The following is a 16234-nucleotide window of genomic DNA, read 5'->3' as shown; positions in this document are numbered from 1 at the left end:
AAGCCGTCCCCTCAACGGCTCAGGCTCGCCCCAGCCTGCAACCGATTTCCCCGCCGCTCGACCTGCTGGCCGATGGCGAACTCGGCGGTGGGCGAGCGTACCACCTGCGTCTCACCACCGGCCGTGCGCACGGCATAGGCGCGCTCCTCCAGGCCGGCGGCCTGTTGCACCCCCTTGCCGAGCAGCAGACCCACACCAGCACCGACCAGCGCCCCCAACGGGCCACCGGCAGCACCGCCGATCATCACCCCGGTGGTCGCACCAAGGGCGCCGCCGGCCGTGCTGTCGGTCGTTTCGGCGATGACCTCAGCGGCCAACGTCGACATGCTCAGAGCAGTCAGGGTCATTGCCAGTCCGATAGTCGCGATACGTTTCATGTAGTTCTCCTCAAGTTGTACAGGTGTGGGCTTCCCTGTTTCCCCATCACGAAACGTGCCAACCCTTGAATTGACCTGAATCAAGGACTTATCCCGCCGCAGTCGTCATATTCACAACTCAGCTTCTGGTTAAAAAACCCAAGGCGTTGTCAAAAAGACGATTTATGGATCATTCACCGCTTACTGCCCTGCTGCCCCTGCTCGACGATCTCAGCCGCGATCTGCCGCAGCCAGAACGTTACCGGCGCCTGTTGCTGGCGGTACAGGCCTGTCTGCCCTGCGATGCCCTGGCGCTGCTGCGGCTGGAGGGCGACAAGCTGGTGCCGCTGGCCGTACATGGCCTGAGCCCGGACACCCTGGGCCGGCGCTTCAGGGTGGATCAGCACCCGCGGTTGCAGGCAATACTGGCCAGCCGCGGGGCGACCCGCTTCGCCGCCGACTGCGAGCTGCCCGATCCTTACGACGGTCTGGTCGAAGGCGCACCGGGGCAGCTGCAGGTGCATGACTGCCTGGGCTGCCCGCTGTACATCGATGACCGCCCCTGGGGTGTACTGACGCTGGACTCGCTGGACCCCGCGCGCTTCGGCTGCATCGACCTGCCCAGCCTGGAAGCCTTTACCCATCTGGCAGCCGCCACGGTCAAGGCCTGCGAGCGCATGCACAGTCTGGCGCGCCAGGCCGAGCACGAGCGGCGGCTGGCAGAGACCTGGCGCGAGGCCGCTCATCAGTTGCCTGTCCGGGAGCTGATCGGCCAGAGCGACACTCACCGGCAGTTGCTGGAGGAGATCGCGCTGGTGGCCAAAAGCCCGCTGGCGGTGTTGATCAGCGGCGAAACCGGTACCGGCAAGGAGTTGGTGGCCCAGGCAGTGCATCGCCAATCCGAGCGCTGGAGCAAGCCGCTGATCAGCCTCAACTGCGCCGCCCTGCCCGAGTCGCTGGTGGAAAGCGAGCTGTTCGGCCATGTGCGCGGAGCCTTCTCCGGCGCCAGCACCGCGCGTGCCGGCAAGTTCGAACTGGCCGACGGTGGCACCCTGTTCCTGGATGAGGTCGGCGAGTTGCCGCTGAGTGTGCAGGCCAAGTTGCTGCGGGTGCTGCAGAGTGGCCAGTTGCAACGCCTGGGTTCGGACCGGGATCACCATGTCGATGTCCGTATCCTTGCCGCCACCAACCGCGACCTGGCTGCCGCCGTGCGCGCCGGGCGCTTCCGTGCCGACCTGTACCACCGCCTCGGAGCCTATCCGCTGCATGTGCCCCCGCTGCGCGAGCGCCAGGGCGATGTGTTGTTGCTGGCAGGCTATTTTCTCGAACAGTGCCGCACCCGGCTGCAGGTACGTAACGCTGCCCTCGGCAGCGATGCCCGCCGGGCCCTGCTGATGTATGACTGGCCGGGCAATGTGCGTGAGCTCGAACACCTGATCGGGCGTGCCGTGCTCAAGGCGCGTGCCAGGGGCCTGCCGGCCTCCCAGCTGCTGCAATTGTCGGCGACCGATCTGGGCCTGGGTAACCCTGCGACGACCGTACTGACCACCGACCCCATTGAGCGCACACCGTGGTCCTGCGGACTACGTGAGGCGGTGGATGGCTATCAGCGCCAGCTCATCGAAGCGGTGCTGGAACATCACCAGGGCAACCTGTCCGCCACTGCCCGCGCTTTGCAGATCGACCGCGGCAATTTGCACCGGTTGGCGCGCCGGCTGGGGCTGCGCTGTTCCAACCGGGACGATGGCAGGCCGCTTGAACCGGGATGATGGCAGCCCAGGCCTATACCCATACCTTAAGTGTTGATTTGACAGACCCTTGATGCTGATCAAGTCTTGATGAAGCTGGAAACAACTAAAATGACGCTACTCTCGATAGGAAACGCCCCGCTATGAAGTCGTTGATTGCTGTGATCAGCAGCCGGTTGCTGCTGAGCATTGCGTTGCTGTTCGGCATGCTTTCATTGGCCCCGGCGTTCGCCACCACCCCTGCCCTTCTGGAACAACGGATCGAGCAGTTCTTTCCCGATGTCACGGTCATCTCCGAGCCCGAGGGCGAGTACCGTGTACGTACTCTCACCGATGGCGTCGGCACCGTCTTCGGCTATGCCTTCGAAAGCATCGACGTGTTCAATATCCCGGCCTATTCGGGCAAGCCGGTCAATATGGGTATTCTGCTGGATACCGATGGCGTGATCGTCGATGCCTATGTGCTGGAGCATCATGAACCCATCCTGCTGATCGGCATCCCCGAACAGCGGCTGCATGACTTCAATGCCCGTTATGCCGGTATCAGGGCCGATCAGCGGGTGGTGGTGGGCCGTTCCAGCGACCCCAACGCAATTACCGTGGATGCGGTATCCGGCGCTACGGTAACGGTGATGGTGATCAATGAGATCGTCATGCGCGCGGCCCAGGAAGTGGGCGCCTCACTGGGCCTGGTACAGAGCAGCAGCGGTACCCGCGGACGGCCATCGACCGTGCGCGAGGATGTGTACCAGCCAGCCGGCTGGAGTGAACTGACCGGTGATGGCTCGATCCGGCGTCTGTTGCTGACCAATGCCGATATCAACCAGGCATTCAAAGGTACCGAGGCCGAAGGCATCGACGAGGCGCCAGCGGACCAGGCGGATGCCACCTTCATCGACCTGTACGCTGCCTGGCTCAACGCCCCGACCGTGGGCCGCAACCTGCTCGGCGACAACCAGTACCGCTTCCTGATGGAGGAGCTCAAGCCCGGCGAGCACGCCTTTGCCGTGCTCGGCAGCGGCCGGTATTCATTCAAGGGCTCGGGCTATGTGCGCGGCGGCATCTTCGACCGGGTACAGATTCGCCAGTTCGGCAATATCCTCAGCTTCCGCGACCTGGATCATATCCGCCTGTATGACGTCATGGCCGAGGGCGCACCGCGCTTTCAGGAGATGGCCATCTTCATCCTGCGCGAGGAGGCCCGTTTCGACCCCGGCGCACCCTGGACACTGGAACTGCTGGTACGCCGCCAGACCGGGCCGGTGGACAGCATCTTCACCAGTTTCGAGCTGCCCTACGAGACGCCCGAACAGTACATCGAACGTCCGGTGCCCACCCCCGAGGAGCTGCGCGCGATCGAGGAAGCCAACCGCCCGGTGTGGGTCAATATCTGGTACCAGAAGAGTTTCCAGGTGGGCGTGATCCTGGCGGCCTTGCTACTGCTGACGGTAATCCTGTTCTTCCAGGACAATTTCGCCCGGCACCCGAATTTCCTGCGCTGGCTGCGCCACGGCTACCTGACCTTCACCGTGGTGTTCATCGGCTGGTACGCACTGGGGCAGCTGTCGATCGTCAACGTGCTGACCTTCGTGCATGCGCTGGTAACCGAGTTCCGCTGGGAACTGTTCCTCAGCGACCCGGTGATCTTCATCATCTGGACCTTCACCGCCGCCAGCATCCTGCTCTGGGGCCGCGGCGTGTTCTGCGGCTGGCTATGCCCGTTCGGCGCGCTGCAGGAGTTGATCAACGAAATCGCCCGCAAGCTGAAGATTCCCCAGTACGAGCTGCCCTTCGCAGTGCACGAGCGGCTGTGGGCGATCAAGTACATCATCCTGCTGGTGCTGTTCGGCATCTCCCTGGAGTCGATGGCGCTGGCCGAGAAGGCCGCCGAGGTCGAGCCATTCAAGACCGCCATCACCCTGAAGTTCGACCGCCAGTGGTGGTTCGTGCTCTATGCCGTGATCCTGCTGGTGGTCAACATCTTCACCCGCAAGGTGTTCTGCCGCTACATCTGCCCGCTGGGCGCAGCCCTCTCGGTCACCAGCCGCGTGCGCCTGTTCGACTGGCTCAAGCGCCGCAAGGAATGCGGCAACCCGTGCCAGCTGTGCGCCAAGGAGTGCGAGATCCAGGCCATTCACCCAGATGGGCACATCAACCACAACGAGTGCCACTACTGCCTCGATTGCCAGATGACCTATCACAACGAAAACAAGTGCCCTCCGCTGATTCTCAAGAACAAGCGCAAGACACGTGGAAAGAAAACACCGGATGAGCAATTGATACCGGTAGTGCAAGTAGTTGAACCCTGACCCAAACGGTCAACCAAGATCTGCCCAACAAGGAGCTGAACATGAGCGATAAACCCAACAACCCTCCGGCCAACCCGGAATCCAAGGGTCTGAGCCGGCGCGGTTTTCTCGGCGCCAGTGCGATGACCGGTGCTGCCGTCGCAGCAACCGCCTTCGGCGGCGCGGTGATGAGTCGTGAAAGCTGGGCCCAGGCGGTCAAGGATGCCCAGTCGAAAATCCACGTCGGCCCGGGTGAACTGGACGACTACTACGGCTTCTGGTCCGGTGGTCACCAGGGCGAAGTGCGCGTGCTGGGCATTCCGTCCATGCGCGAGCTGATGCGCATCCCGGTGTTCAACGTCGATTCGGCCACCGGCTGGGGTCTGACCAACGAGAGCAAGGCGATCATGGGCGAGAGCGCCCGGTTCGCCAACGGCGACTGCCACCATCCTCACCTGTCGATGACCGACGGCAAGTACGACGGCAAGTATCTGTTCATCAACGACAAGGCCAACAGCCGCGTGGCGCGTATCCGTCTGGATATCATGAAGACGGACAAGATCACCACCATCCCCAACGTCCAGGCCATCCATGGTCTGCGTCTGCAGAAGGTGCCGCATACCAAGTACGTATTCTGTAACGCCGAGTTCATCATCCCGCACCCGAACGATGGCACCAACTTCGACATGCTGGATGAAAACAGCTTCACCATGTACAACGCGGTGGATGCCGAGACCATGGAAGTGGCCTGGCAGGTGATCGTCGACGGCAACCTCGACAATACCGACATGGACTACACCGGCCGCTTCACCGCCTCCACCTGCTACAACTCGGAGAAGGCGCTGGACCTGGGCGGCACCATGCGCAACGAGCGCGACTGGGTGGTGGTGTTCGACGTGCACGCCATCGAGGCCGAGGTCAAGGCCGGCAACTTCATCACCCTGGGTGACTCCAAGGTGCCGGTGGTCGATGGCCGCAAGAAGGACGGCAAGGACAGCAAGGTCACCCGCTATATCCCGGTACCCAAGAACCCCCACGGCTTGAATACATCGCCGGATGGCAAGTACTTCATCGCCAACGGCAAGCTGTCGCCGACCGCCTCGGTGATCGCCATCGACAAGCTGCCCGACCTGTTCGCCGACAAGTTCGAGGACCCGCGCGAGGTCATCGTCGCCGAGCCGGAACTGGGCCTCGGGCCACTGCATACCACCTTCGATGGTCGTGGCAATGGCTACACCACGCTGTTCATCGACAGCCAGGTGGTCAAGTGGAACATCGAAGATGCCATCCGTGCCTATAACGGCGACAACGTCAACTACATCAAGCAGAAGCTCGACGTGCATTACCAGCCTGGGCATACCCACGCCTCGCTGTGCGAAACCAGCGAAGCCGATGGTCAGTGGCTGGTGGTGCTGTCCAAGTTCTCCAAGGACCGGTTCCTGCCGGTTGGCCCATTGCACCCGGAAAACGACCAACTGATCGATATTTCCGGCGAGGAAATGGTGCTGGTGCATGACGGCCCAGCGTTCGCCGAACCGCACGACTGCATCATGGCTCGCCGCGATCAGCTGCGTACCAAGAAGATCTGGGACCGCAATGACCCCTTCTTCGCAGAAACAGTGAAGATGGCGGAAGCCGACGGCATCAACCTGACCAGCGATAGCAAGATCATTCGCGATGGCAACAAGGTGCGGGTGTACATGATCTCCATGGCGCCGTCCTTCGGCATCAACGAGTTCACCGTCAAGCAGGGCGACGAGGTCACGGTGATCATCACCAACATCGACCAGATCGAGGACGTTTCCCACGGTTTCGTCATGGTCAACCACGGGGTGAGCATGGAGATCAGCCCGCAACAGACCTCCTCAATCACCTTCACTGCAGACAAGGCCGGCGCGTACTGGTACTACTGCAGCTGGTTCTGTCATGCCCTGCATATGGAAATGTGCGGACGCATGCTGGTCGAGCCGGCCTGACCGGAGCGGCACCCGGAGCGGCCTCCACCGCTCCGGGCAGTCGCCACCGACTTCAGCGTTGCACACACCACTCCGGGCATTCTAAACGGCATAAGGAAACAGCATTGTTCAAGCATCAGGCCCTACGCTGGCCGCTCCCGGCACTTGTAATGCTGTGCGGCCTTGGTACCGCTGTTCACGCTTCTCCCCAACCGATCGACAGCCTGCCGCTGCAGGCCGAAGCAGACGGTTGGGCATTGCCCGCAGGCGAATATATCGGGCAATTCACCATCGACACCCCCATTACCCTGCGCTGCGAAACGGGCGCCGTGCTGCAATCCGGCGGCCGGGGCAACATCCTGACCATCCGCGCCAGTGACGTGACCATCGAGAACTGCAGTCTGCGTAACTGGGGTAGCAACCTGACCGATATGGACGCGGCGATCTTCATCGAGCCCACCGCCAGCAATGTGGCGCTGCGCAAAAATCATCTGCAAGGCCAGGGCTTCGGCATCTGGTCGGACAATACCCACGGCCTGCTGGTCGAGAACAACCATGTCGAAGGCGATCCACAGCTGCGTTCCCAGGATCGTGGCAACGGCATTCACCTGATCAACACCAGCGAGGCACGGGTCATCGACAACCGGGTGACACACACCCGTGACGGTATCTATCTCGGCAACTCCAACAACAACCTCATCCAGGGCAACCTGATGGAGGATCTGCGCTTCGGCATCCATTACATGTTCTCCCAGAGCAACCGGGTGATCGGCAATACCACCCGTCGCACCCGCACCGGCTATGCGTTGATGCAGAGCCGCATGCTGACGGTCGAGGACAACCGCTCCGAGGACGACCGCAACTACGGCATGCTGATGAACTTCATCACCTACTCGACCATCAACAACAATATCGTATCCAACGTGCAGCGCGGCCAGACCGGCGATGACAGCATGATCAAGGGTGGCGAGGGCAAGGCGCTGTTCATCTACAACTCACTGTTCAATACCATCCAGGGCAACCACTTCGAGCGCAGCAACCTGGGCATTCACCTGACCGCCGGCTCGGAGAACAACAAGATCAGCGACAACGCCTTCGTCGGTAATGAACAGCAGGTCAAATACGTGGCCACCCGCACCCAGGAGTGGTCGGTCGACGGACGCGGCAACTACTGGAGCGACTACCTGGGTTGGGACCGCAACGATGACGGTCTGGGCGACGTCCCCTACGAACCCAACGACAACGTTGACCGGCTGTTGTGGATGTACCCCCAGGTAAGGCTGCTGATGAACAGCCCGGCCATCCAGATGCTGCGCTGGGTGCAACGCGCCTTCCCGGTTATCAAGATGCAGGGCGTGCAGGACAGCCATCCACTGATGCACCTGCCCACCGGCCACCTGATCCAACGTACACAGGAACCCCATTGATGAATGCTGTTGATATTCAAGGCGTCAGCCAGCGTTACGGCAGCATGACCGCGCTGCGCCAACTGGAACTGCATCTGGAGCCAGGCGAGGTGCTCGGCCTGTTCGGCCACAATGGCGCCGGCAAGACCACCACCATGAAGCTGATCCTCGGCCTGTTGACGCCCAGCGAGGGCCAGGTGCGGGTGCTCGGCCAGGCGCCAAACGACCCGACCGTGCGCCGCCAGCTCGGCTACCTGCCGGAGAACGTGATGTTCTACCCGCAGCTCAGCGGCCGCGAAACCCTGTACCACTTCGCCCGTATCAAGGGTGCTGCGCTGCAGCAGGCCGATGAGTTGCTGGAGCAGGTGGGCCTGGCGCACGCCGCCGATCGCCGGGTCAAGACCTACTCCAAAGGCATGCGCCAGCGCCTCGGTCTGGCCCAGGCACTGCTGGGCTCGCCCCAGTTGCTGCTGCTCGACGAGCCGACCGTGGGGCTCGACCCGATCGCCACCCAGGATCTGTACGTACTGATTGACCGGCTACGCCAGCAGGGCACCAGCGTGATCCTGTGTTCCCATGTGTTGCCGGGGGTCGAGGCGCATATCAACCGAGCGGCAATTCTCGCCGGCGGTCGACTGGAGGCCATCGGTACGCTGGCCAGCCTGCGAACCGAAGCAGGACTGCCGTCACGCATCCGCGCCAGCGGCCTGCAACGGCGTGAACAACTGCTGCAGACCATGAACATCAATGGCAACCAGATCCGTCTGCTGGGCACCGATGGTATCGAGGTCACCGGCAGCAGCCGCGGCAAGATGGACCTGCTGCGTCAGTTGCTGAACCAGGACCAGCCCAGCGATATCGAGATATTCCAGCCCTCGCTGGAAGACCTGTACCGCTATTACACCGAACGCGCCAGCAATGCGCATGCTGCGGAGGACAAGGCATGAACCAGATCTGGAACATCGCCCGCAAGGAACTCAGCGACGGCCTGCGCAATCGCTGGCTGCTGGCGATCAGCCTGTTGTTCGCTGCCCTGGCGGTAGGCATCGCCTGGCTTGGCGCCGCTGCCTCCGGACAACTGGGCTTCACCTCGATCCCGGCCACCATCGCCAGCCTGGCCAGCCTGGCGACCTTCCTGATGCCGCTGATCGCCCTGCTGCTGGCCTATGACGCCATCGTCGGCGAGGATGAGGGCGGCACCCTGATGCTGCTGATGACCTACCCCATCGGCCGCGGCCAGATCCTGCTGGGCAAGTTCGTCGGCCACGGCCTGATCCTGGCGCTGGCCGTGCTGATCGGCTTCGGCTGCGCTGCCGTGGCGATCGGTCTGCTGGTCGATGGTGTCGAACTGAACCTGCTGGTATGGGCCTTCGGCCGCTTCATGCTGTCCTCTACCCTGCTGGGCTGGGCCTTCCTGGCCCTGGCCTATCTGCTCAGCAGCCTGGTCAGCGAGAAATCCAGTGCTGCCGGCCTGGCGCTGGGCGTCTGGTTCCTGTTCGTGCTGGTATTCGACCTGGTACTGCTGGCCCTGCTGGTATTCAGCGAAGGCAAGTTCAACCCCGAACTGCTGCCCTGGCTGCTGTTGTTGAACCCGACCGACATCTACCGGCTGATCAACCTCTCCGGCTTCGACGGAGCCAGTACCATGGGCGTGTTGTCGCTGGGTGACGACCTGCCAGTGCAAGGCCTGCTGCTATGGTTGTGCCTGCTGGCCTGGGCTGGGCTGGCATTGGCACTGGCCTATGCAGCCTTCCGCCGCCGTGCCGCCTGACAAGAATGGGAAATAGGAAAACTGTCATGAAAATCCGTTACAACCTTGCTGTACGCACCTTGCTGGTACTGTTGCTTGGCCTGACCCTGGCCGCCTGCGGTGACCCGGAGGAAGCGCAGGTGACCCTCGACCCGGTGGCTTTCCATGACACCGATGAATGCCACGTCTGCGGCATGATCATCATGGATTTCACCGGCCCCAAAGGCCAGGTGGTAGAGCGGGGCGAGGTGAAGAAATTCTGCTCCACCGCGGAAATGCTCAGTTGGTGGCTGCAGCCGGAGAACCGCATCCTGCAGGCCAGGCTCTATGTGCATGACATGGCCCAGAGCCATTGGGATCACCCGGATGATGGTCATCTGGTCGATGCCACCCAGGCCTGGTACGTTGCCGGCACAGCGCTGGAAGGAGCCATGGGCGCCTCGCTGGCCTCGTTTGCCGACAAGCAGGCGGCCGAGGCGCTGGCGGCAGAATACGATGGCGCAACGGTGCTGCATTTCGACGAGATCGACCAGGAGTTCCTGCAACAGGCCGCTGCGGCGCAGCATGGCGCAGCGGCGAACCACTCCACACATTCACATGACAATCATTCCGGTCATTGAGACCGGTAGCAAACGGAGTAACACAACATGATGGGCATCAGTATCTGGCAACTTCTGATCATCCTGCTGATCGTGGTGATGCTGTTCGGCACCAAGCGCCTGCGCGGCCTGGGCTCCGACGTGGGCAATGCCATCAGTGGTTTCCGCAAGGCGGTCAATGAGGGAGAAAGCAACCCGCAGGCACTGGAGGCGGAGAAGCTCAAGAGCCAGCAGCACTCCTGAGAAATCATGCCCCAGCCGCAGGAAAAGGCTCATGTCCCGGTTGCCTCGGCCGATATAGCAACTACATATCTGCAACTCCGAGGTAACCATGTGGCGCAGCGGTAGCAAGGCAATCCAGGCACTGCAACAGGAGAACCAGCAGCTCGAAGCGCAGCTGGCCAGCCAGGCCGAGCGGATACGGCAACTGGAAGCCGAGCTGGCCGAGCGTGAGCAGCGCAGCCAGCAGCAGCTGGACTACTACCGAGAGGTGGCGGGCAAGCTGGTGCGCTTCAGTACCTCGATCACCCACCTTGGTGACTCCTTCGAATACCTTGCCGGCCAGTTGGGCCAGGACAAGCAGCATGCCGGCCAGGTGGCCAGTGCCGCGCTGAACAACCAGCAGCGGTTCGATGCGCTGCAGGGCAAGGCCACCGCCATGGAGAGCGGGCTGATCGAGGCCTCGCGGCAGGTCGAGGCGCTGTCCGGTCACTCCGGTGAAATCAATGGCATCGTCGATCTGATTGGCGGTATCGCCAGCCAGACCAACCTGCTGGCGCTGAACGCGGCCATTGAGGCTGCCCGCGCCGGCGACGCTGGTCGTGGCTTCGCGGTGGTCGCCAGCGAAATACGCCAGTTGGCCGAGCGCACCGGCCAGGCCACCAGTGAAATCGTCGGCAAGATCGAGGAGCTGCAACAGATCACGGCATCGGTGCAGGCCTATATCCAGTCCCAGGGTACCCTGGCCGAGGACTTCAGCCGTACCACCGAGGATGCGGTGGCCGGCATGCAGGTATTGCACAGCCTGGCCGGGGAAATGCGCCGCGGTATCGAGAAGTCGGCCTTCCGTGCCGGTGTCGAGTTGGCCAACCTGGATGAGCTGTCACTCAAGTTCGTGGTCTACAACCATCTGCTCGGCAGCCGCGGTACGCCGATCCCGGCGCTGCCCACCGAACGCGAGTGCCGCTTCGGCCGCTGGTATTACGGCGATGGCAGCCAGAGCATCCAGCAGTTGGCGCATTTCCGCGAGATCGAGCGGCCGCATACCGCCGTGCACCGCGAAGGCCAGGCGGCCATGCAGGCCTTCCAGCAGCAGGAACTGGCCGGTGCAGTGCGGCATCTCGGCGAGATGGAGGAAGCCAACCTGGAGGTCATGCGCATCGTCGGCCAGATCATGCAGGCGTTCGAACACAGCCAGTCGGCGGCCTGAACCGGGTCGCCGCGCAAAAACACCGAATCTTTCCCCGCTGCCTTCCTCTAAGGCGAAGAGACCACTGCAATACCGGGAGAGACCGATGAGTGACAACTACCTCTATCAGAAAGATGGCTGCCCCTTCGCCGCCAAGGCCAGCCAGTTGCTGGACCGGCACGGCATTACCTACCGGGTACATGTCTTCGCTGACGAGACCGAGGAGCGGATGTTCAAGGAGGAACAGGGCGTCAGCACCACGCCACAGATCTTCCTCGATGGCCAGCGCATCGGCGGCTACGACGAACTGGCGGCGCATTTTGGCGAGCAGCCGGAACCGGTCTGACGCAACCTGATAAACGGTATATTGCGTTTCGGCGCAAGATGCCCGATTCTCTCGGTCAGCGTTGCCGTGGAAGCCATCATGGCGACATCACAGGGAGGACAGGAATATGCTCAGAGCATATCTGGATACGGAATTCACATGTCTGGCCAGTCATGCCCGGCTCATCAGCCTGGCACTGGTAACCAGTGACGGCCGGGAGCTCTATCTGGAGCTGATCGACAACTGGCAGGTGGATGACTGCTCCGGCTTCGTGCAGGCCACCGTGCTGCCGCAGCTCGACCTGCAGTCCCATGGACTGACCACCCCGCTGGCCCGCCACCGCCTGCAGACCTTTCTTGCCAACATAGCGCCGGCCGAGATCATCACCGACGCGCCACACTGGGACTGGCCACTGCTGCATTGGCTGGCCGGCAGCGATGGCCTGCCCACCGGCGTGCGGACCCGGGCGCTGCCCCACAGCGCACATGACTGGACCGAACTGGCACCCATGCCGCACCATGCGCTGGCCGACGCCCGGTTGCTGGCCGGACAGCTGGAACAGGTCATGCTCTGAATCGGCGCAACCAAAGGACAGCCGCCGTTGTCAGTATGAGGTAACCCACGCATGTCGTTACGGGACCTTCCTCATGACTCGAACCTGGCCGCTCCCCTGGCAGCCTGACCCACAGTACAGCACGCGCGTGGCCTATTTCTCCATGGAATACGCCATCGACCATGCGCTGAAGATCTATTCCGGCGGCCTGGGCTTCCTGGCCGGCTCGCACATGCGCAGCGCCTGCGACCTGCGCCAGAACCTGATCGGCATCGGCATCCTGTGGAAGTACGGATACTACGATCAGGTGCGCCATGATGATCAGCGCATGCGCGTGCAGTTCCAGAAGAAGTACTATCCGTTCCTGGTCGATACCGGCCTGCGCACCCAGGTCACCGTCAATGGCCATCCGGTGCATATAAAGGCACTGTTGCTGCCAGCCGAGGTATTCGGCAGTGCACCGATCTATCTGCTGACCACCGATATTCCGGAAAATGACTACCTGGCGCAGACCATTACCCATCGTCTGTACGATACCGAGCCATCGACCCGTATCGCCCAGAGCATCGTGCTGGGGCTGGGCGGCGCGCGGCTGGTGGAGCAGTTGGGCGGGGCCGATGTCTACCATCTCAACGAGGCCCATGCCCTGCCGCTGGCCTTCCATCTGATGGATCGGCTGCAGGACAGCCAGGCGGTGCGCCGGCATATCGTGCTCACTACCCATACCCCGGAGAAGGCCGGCAATGAGGAAAATGCCCTGGATTTTCTGCGTGAGATGGGCTATTTCGGCAACCTGTCGGAGGATACCGCAGCCGAGCTGACCGGAATGCGCAGCGGCACCTTCAGCCATACCCTGGCCGCGCTGCGGGCCGCCGGGCGGGCCAATGGCGTCTCCCGCCTGCATAGGCGGGTGGCCAACCAGATGTGGGACGAGTATCCCGGCATCTGCCCGATCACCTCGATCACCAATGCGCAGAATGCGCGATTCTGGCAGGACCCGGCCATGCGCCAGGCCCTGGAGGACAATGACGATGCACGGCTGGTCAGCCGCAAGCGCGAGATGAAACGCCAGCTGTTCCAGGTGGTCGCCGACCAGACCGGCAAGCTGTTCGATCCCGAGGTGCTGACCATCGTCTGGGCCCGGCGTTTCGCTGCCTACAAGCGCGCCGACCTGATGCTGCATGATCTCTATCGGTTCTGCCGGCTGATCGAGCAGCAGGACCGGCCGGTGCAGATCATCTGGGCCGGCAAGCCGTTCCCCTTCGATCAGACCGCCATCGATACCTTCAACCAGCTGGTGCGACTGTCCTACAAGGCCGCCCGCTTCGCTGTGCTCACCGGTTACGAGATCCAGCTGTCGAGACTGCTGAAACAGGGCGCCGATGTCTGGCTCAATACCCCGCAGCGACTGCACGAGGCGTCCGGCACCAGCGGCATGACCGCCGCCATGAATGGCGCGGTGAACCTGTCGATCAGCGACGGCTGGGTCCCGGAGTTCGGCCGCGACGGCTACAATTGCCTGTTGATACCCCCGGCGGATGAGCACCTGGATAGCGCCGCGCAGACCGCCGCCGATTATCGCAACCTGATGCAGATCATCGAGCAGCAGGTACTGCCGATGTACTACCAGGAGCATGACCGCTGGCTGCAGCTGGTCAAGCATGGCATGAAGGATGTGCTGCCCCGGTTCGATTCCGATCGGCTGGCGCACGAGTATTACCAGATGATGTACAACAGCTGAGATCCGGAGGCACTTATGGCAACGGGCTGGGCACAGGACGGAGCGGTTCAGGAGCAGATCGACGATACCATCCAGGATGCGGTGGAACGGGCCCGCAGCCAGCTGCCGGTGGGCGAGAGCCTGAGCCACTGCGAGCAGTGCGATGCGGTCATTCCCGAGGCGCGACGCCGGGCGGTACCCGGGGTGAGGCTGTGCATCGACTGCCAGGCGGCCCATGACCGCCAGCAGCAACAGGACAGTGGCTACAACCGTCGCGGCAGCAAGGACAGTCAGTTGCGCTGAGCCCTGCACCGACCAGCGCCATAAGGAGCCGCCTGTGAAGCATTGCGCCGATAATCGTTCGGCAGTCCCGGTACCCGCCCTGACCGGCAGCGAGCCGCTATACATGGTGATGAACGCCGGTTCGGGCAAGCATGACAGCATGTCGATCCAGTCGACCATCAAGGCCGTCTGCGAGGCAGCCGGTCGTACCTGCCAACTGCTCACCGTGGACCATGGTAGCCAGTTGCAAGGCGCCGCCGAACAGGCGGTGCAACTGGCGCGGGAACATGCCGGCGTGGTCGTCGCCGTCGGCGGAGACGGCACTCTGCATGCGGTTTGCCAGGCGGTGGTTGGCCAGGGCGTGCCCTTCGGTGTACTGCCCCAGGGCACCTTCAATTACTTCGGACGTGCCCATGGTATTTCCCAGGATACCGAAGAGGCTGTCCGCGGCCTGCTGGATGCACGCCTGGAACATATCAGCCTGGGCCGGCTCAATGGTCGCTACTTTCTGGTCAATGCCAGTCTCGGCCTGTATCCACGCCTGCTGGAAGACCGCGAAGCCTTCAAGCAGCGCTATGGACGCAGCCGTCTGGTCGCCCTGTGGTCGGCGCTGGTGACGCTGACCCGGGCGCACCGGCAATTGCACGTCGAACTGGATTACGCCGGGCGGCAGCAGCAATTGCGCACCCCGACCCTGGTCGTGTGCAACAACCCGCTACAACTGGAGCAGATCGGTATCGACCCGCACTTGCCGGAGGAGACCGACCACCTGGTGGCACTCGCTGCGCGGCCGGTGGGCACGCTGGCCCTGTATGGCCTGCTGCTGCAGGGTCTGTTGAGCCGCATGGGCGAAGCAGACCAGGTCATCAGCATCGGCTTCGAGCGCATGTCGGTGCATCTGGGCCAGCGATCCAGGCTGGTCAAGGTGGCCATGGATGGCGAGATATTCCGCATGCACACGCCGCTGGAATTCAGTGTCGCACCGGGTGCGCTGCCGCTGCTGATCCCGCACAGCGCCCCAACCCCGGAGCATCCATGAGTACCCTCCTGCACCTGTCGGATCTGCACTTCGGCACCGAGGACGCCGGGGTAATGCAGGCGCTGCTGCAACTGGCCGAGCAACAGCAACCGGACCTGTGCCTGCTCAGCGGCGACATCACCCAGCGCGCCCGGCGCAGCCAGTTCAGCGCTGCCGCTGAGTTCATCGCCCGGTTGCAGGCGCCAGTGCTGGCGGTGCCCGGTAATCATGACCTGCCGCTGTTCAACCTGCCGGCGCGGCTGCTGAACCCCTATGGCAACTATCGCCGGGCATTCGGCCAGACACTGGAACCGGAGTTCGAAGACCATGACCTGCTGGTGATCGGGGTCAACACCACCCGCGCCGCCCGGCACAAGAATGGCGTGGTGTCGGCCGAGCAGGTGCAACGGGTAGTGCAGCGCCTGGGGCAGGCGCAGGCGGATCAGTTGCGGATAGTGCTGCTGCACCATCCGGTGCGCGCGGTGCAGGGCTCGGATGTGGCCAACCTGCTGGTCGGCCGCGAGCAGGCGCTACCGGCCTGGGTCGATGCCGGTATGGACCTGCTGCTGGCCGGACATATCCACCTGCCCTACATGGTGCCGCTGGAAGACCGTGGCGGGAACCCGCGGGCATGGTCAGTGCAGGCCGGTACCGGCATCTCGCAACGGCTGCGCGGCGCGACACCCAACTCGGTCAACCTGATCGAATACCAGGCCAGCGCCGGACAGCGCCAGTGCCACATCGCGCGCTGGGACTATGCGCGCGAGCAGCAGAGTTTCGTGCAGGTCAGGAAAACCGCGGTACAGCTGACACAGTACGATTGACG

The 16234-nt window shown here is 62.8% G+C and carries 16 protein-coding genes and 1 pseudogene; 16 read left to right on the top strand and 1 reads right to left on the bottom strand.

What is annotated here, in order from left to right:
- Nucleotides 1-11 precede the first annotated feature (11 nt).
- Nucleotides 12-377 (bottom strand): hypothetical protein, encoded by a 366-nt coding sequence (locus CQ007_RS00175; protein WP_105642904.1) that lies wholly within the window; start codon nt 375-377, stop codon nt 12-14.
- Between the two features lie 164 nt (nt 378-541).
- Here CQ007_RS00175 and norR point away from each other — a divergent pair, with 164 nt between their 5' ends.
- The 16 genes and pseudogenes from norR (at nt 542) to CQ007_RS00100 (ending at nt 16232) form a co-directional block, all read left to right on the top strand.
- Nucleotides 542-2125, top strand: coding sequence for a nitric oxide reductase transcriptional regulator NorR (norR, locus tag CQ007_RS00170; protein ID WP_105642903.1), 1584 nt, complete (start codon nt 542-544; stop codon nt 2123-2125).
- A 185-nt stretch (nt 2126-2310) separates the two neighbouring features.
- Nucleotides 2311-4413: a transcriptional regulator NosR gene (nosR, locus tag CQ007_RS00165; protein WP_256582174.1), complete on the top strand. Its 2103-nt coding sequence runs from the start codon at nt 2311-2313 to the stop codon at nt 4411-4413.
- A gap of 41 nt (nt 4414-4454) precedes the next feature.
- On the top strand, nt 4455-6368 hold the full coding sequence (gene nosZ, locus CQ007_RS00160; protein WP_105642901.1) for a TAT-dependent nitrous-oxide reductase: 1914 nt from the start codon (nt 4455-4457) through the stop codon (nt 6366-6368).
- 104 nt (nt 6369-6472) lie between these two features.
- On the top strand, nt 6473-7774 hold the full coding sequence (locus CQ007_RS00155; protein ID WP_371919771.1) for a nitrous oxide reductase family maturation protein NosD: 1302 nt from the start codon (nt 6473-6475) through the stop codon (nt 7772-7774).
- Nucleotides 7774-8700 (top strand): ABC transporter ATP-binding protein, encoded by a 927-nt coding sequence (locus CQ007_RS00150; RefSeq protein ID WP_105642900.1) that lies wholly within the window; start codon nt 7774-7776, stop codon nt 8698-8700. The genes CQ007_RS00155 and CQ007_RS00150 overlap by 1 nt, the downstream gene beginning before the upstream one ends.
- Entirely contained in the window at nt 8697-9524 is an 828-nt protein-coding gene (locus tag CQ007_RS00145) for an ABC transporter permease (protein WP_105642899.1), read from the top strand. Before CQ007_RS00150 ends, CQ007_RS00145 begins: the two co-directional genes overlap by 4 nt.
- Before the next feature lie 26 nt (nt 9525-9550).
- A complete protein-coding gene (locus CQ007_RS00140; protein WP_105642898.1) occupies nt 9551-10123 on the top strand; it encodes a nitrous oxide reductase accessory protein NosL in 573 nt (190 codons plus the stop codon).
- Nucleotides 10124-10150: 27 nt separating this feature from the next.
- A complete protein-coding gene (gene tatA, locus CQ007_RS00135; RefSeq protein WP_177424229.1) occupies nt 10151-10345 on the top strand; it encodes a twin-arginine translocase TatA/TatE family subunit in 195 nt (64 codons plus the stop codon).
- An 88-nt stretch (nt 10346-10433) separates the two neighbouring features.
- Nucleotides 10434-11075 (top strand): annotated as a pseudogene (locus CQ007_RS19310) (methyl-accepting chemotaxis protein); the annotation flags it as partial.
- A 33-nt stretch (nt 11076-11108) separates the two neighbouring features.
- Nucleotides 11109-11531, top strand: a complete 423-nt coding sequence (locus CQ007_RS19305) for a CZB domain-containing protein (protein WP_371919779.1) — start codon at nt 11109-11111, stop codon at nt 11529-11531.
- Nucleotides 11532-11616: 85 nt separating this feature from the next.
- Entirely contained in the window at nt 11617-11856 is a 240-nt protein-coding gene (locus CQ007_RS00125) for a glutaredoxin domain-containing protein (RefSeq protein ID WP_105642896.1), read from the top strand.
- A 106-nt stretch (nt 11857-11962) separates the two neighbouring features.
- Nucleotides 11963-12409: a hypothetical protein gene (locus CQ007_RS00120; RefSeq protein ID WP_105642895.1), complete on the top strand. Its 447-nt coding sequence runs from the start codon at nt 11963-11965 to the stop codon at nt 12407-12409.
- Nucleotides 12410-12482: 73 nt separating this feature from the next.
- A complete protein-coding gene (glgP, locus tag CQ007_RS00115; RefSeq protein WP_105642894.1) occupies nt 12483-14129 on the top strand; it encodes an alpha-glucan family phosphorylase in 1647 nt (548 codons plus the stop codon).
- A 15-nt stretch (nt 14130-14144) separates the two neighbouring features.
- Nucleotides 14145-14411, top strand: coding sequence for a DksA/TraR family C4-type zinc finger protein (locus CQ007_RS00110; RefSeq protein ID WP_105642893.1), 267 nt, complete (start codon nt 14145-14147; stop codon nt 14409-14411).
- 34 nt (nt 14412-14445) lie between these two features.
- Nucleotides 14446-15429, top strand: a complete 984-nt coding sequence (locus CQ007_RS00105) for a diacylglycerol kinase family protein (protein WP_218278800.1) — start codon at nt 14446-14448, stop codon at nt 15427-15429.
- Entirely contained in the window at nt 15426-16232 is an 807-nt protein-coding gene (locus CQ007_RS00100) for a metallophosphoesterase (RefSeq protein ID WP_105642891.1), read from the top strand. The genes CQ007_RS00105 and CQ007_RS00100 overlap by 4 nt, the downstream gene beginning before the upstream one ends.
- Nucleotides 16233-16234: the final 2 nt, after the last annotated feature.

Origin of the sequence: Pseudomonas sp. MYb185 (assembly GCF_002979975.1) — a bacterium.
Lineage (GTDB): Bacteria > Pseudomonadota > Gammaproteobacteria > Pseudomonadales > Pseudomonadaceae > Halopseudomonas.
The sequence above is the reverse complement of the archived record's forward strand: the minus strand, read 5'-3'. Positions and strand labels throughout refer to the sequence as shown.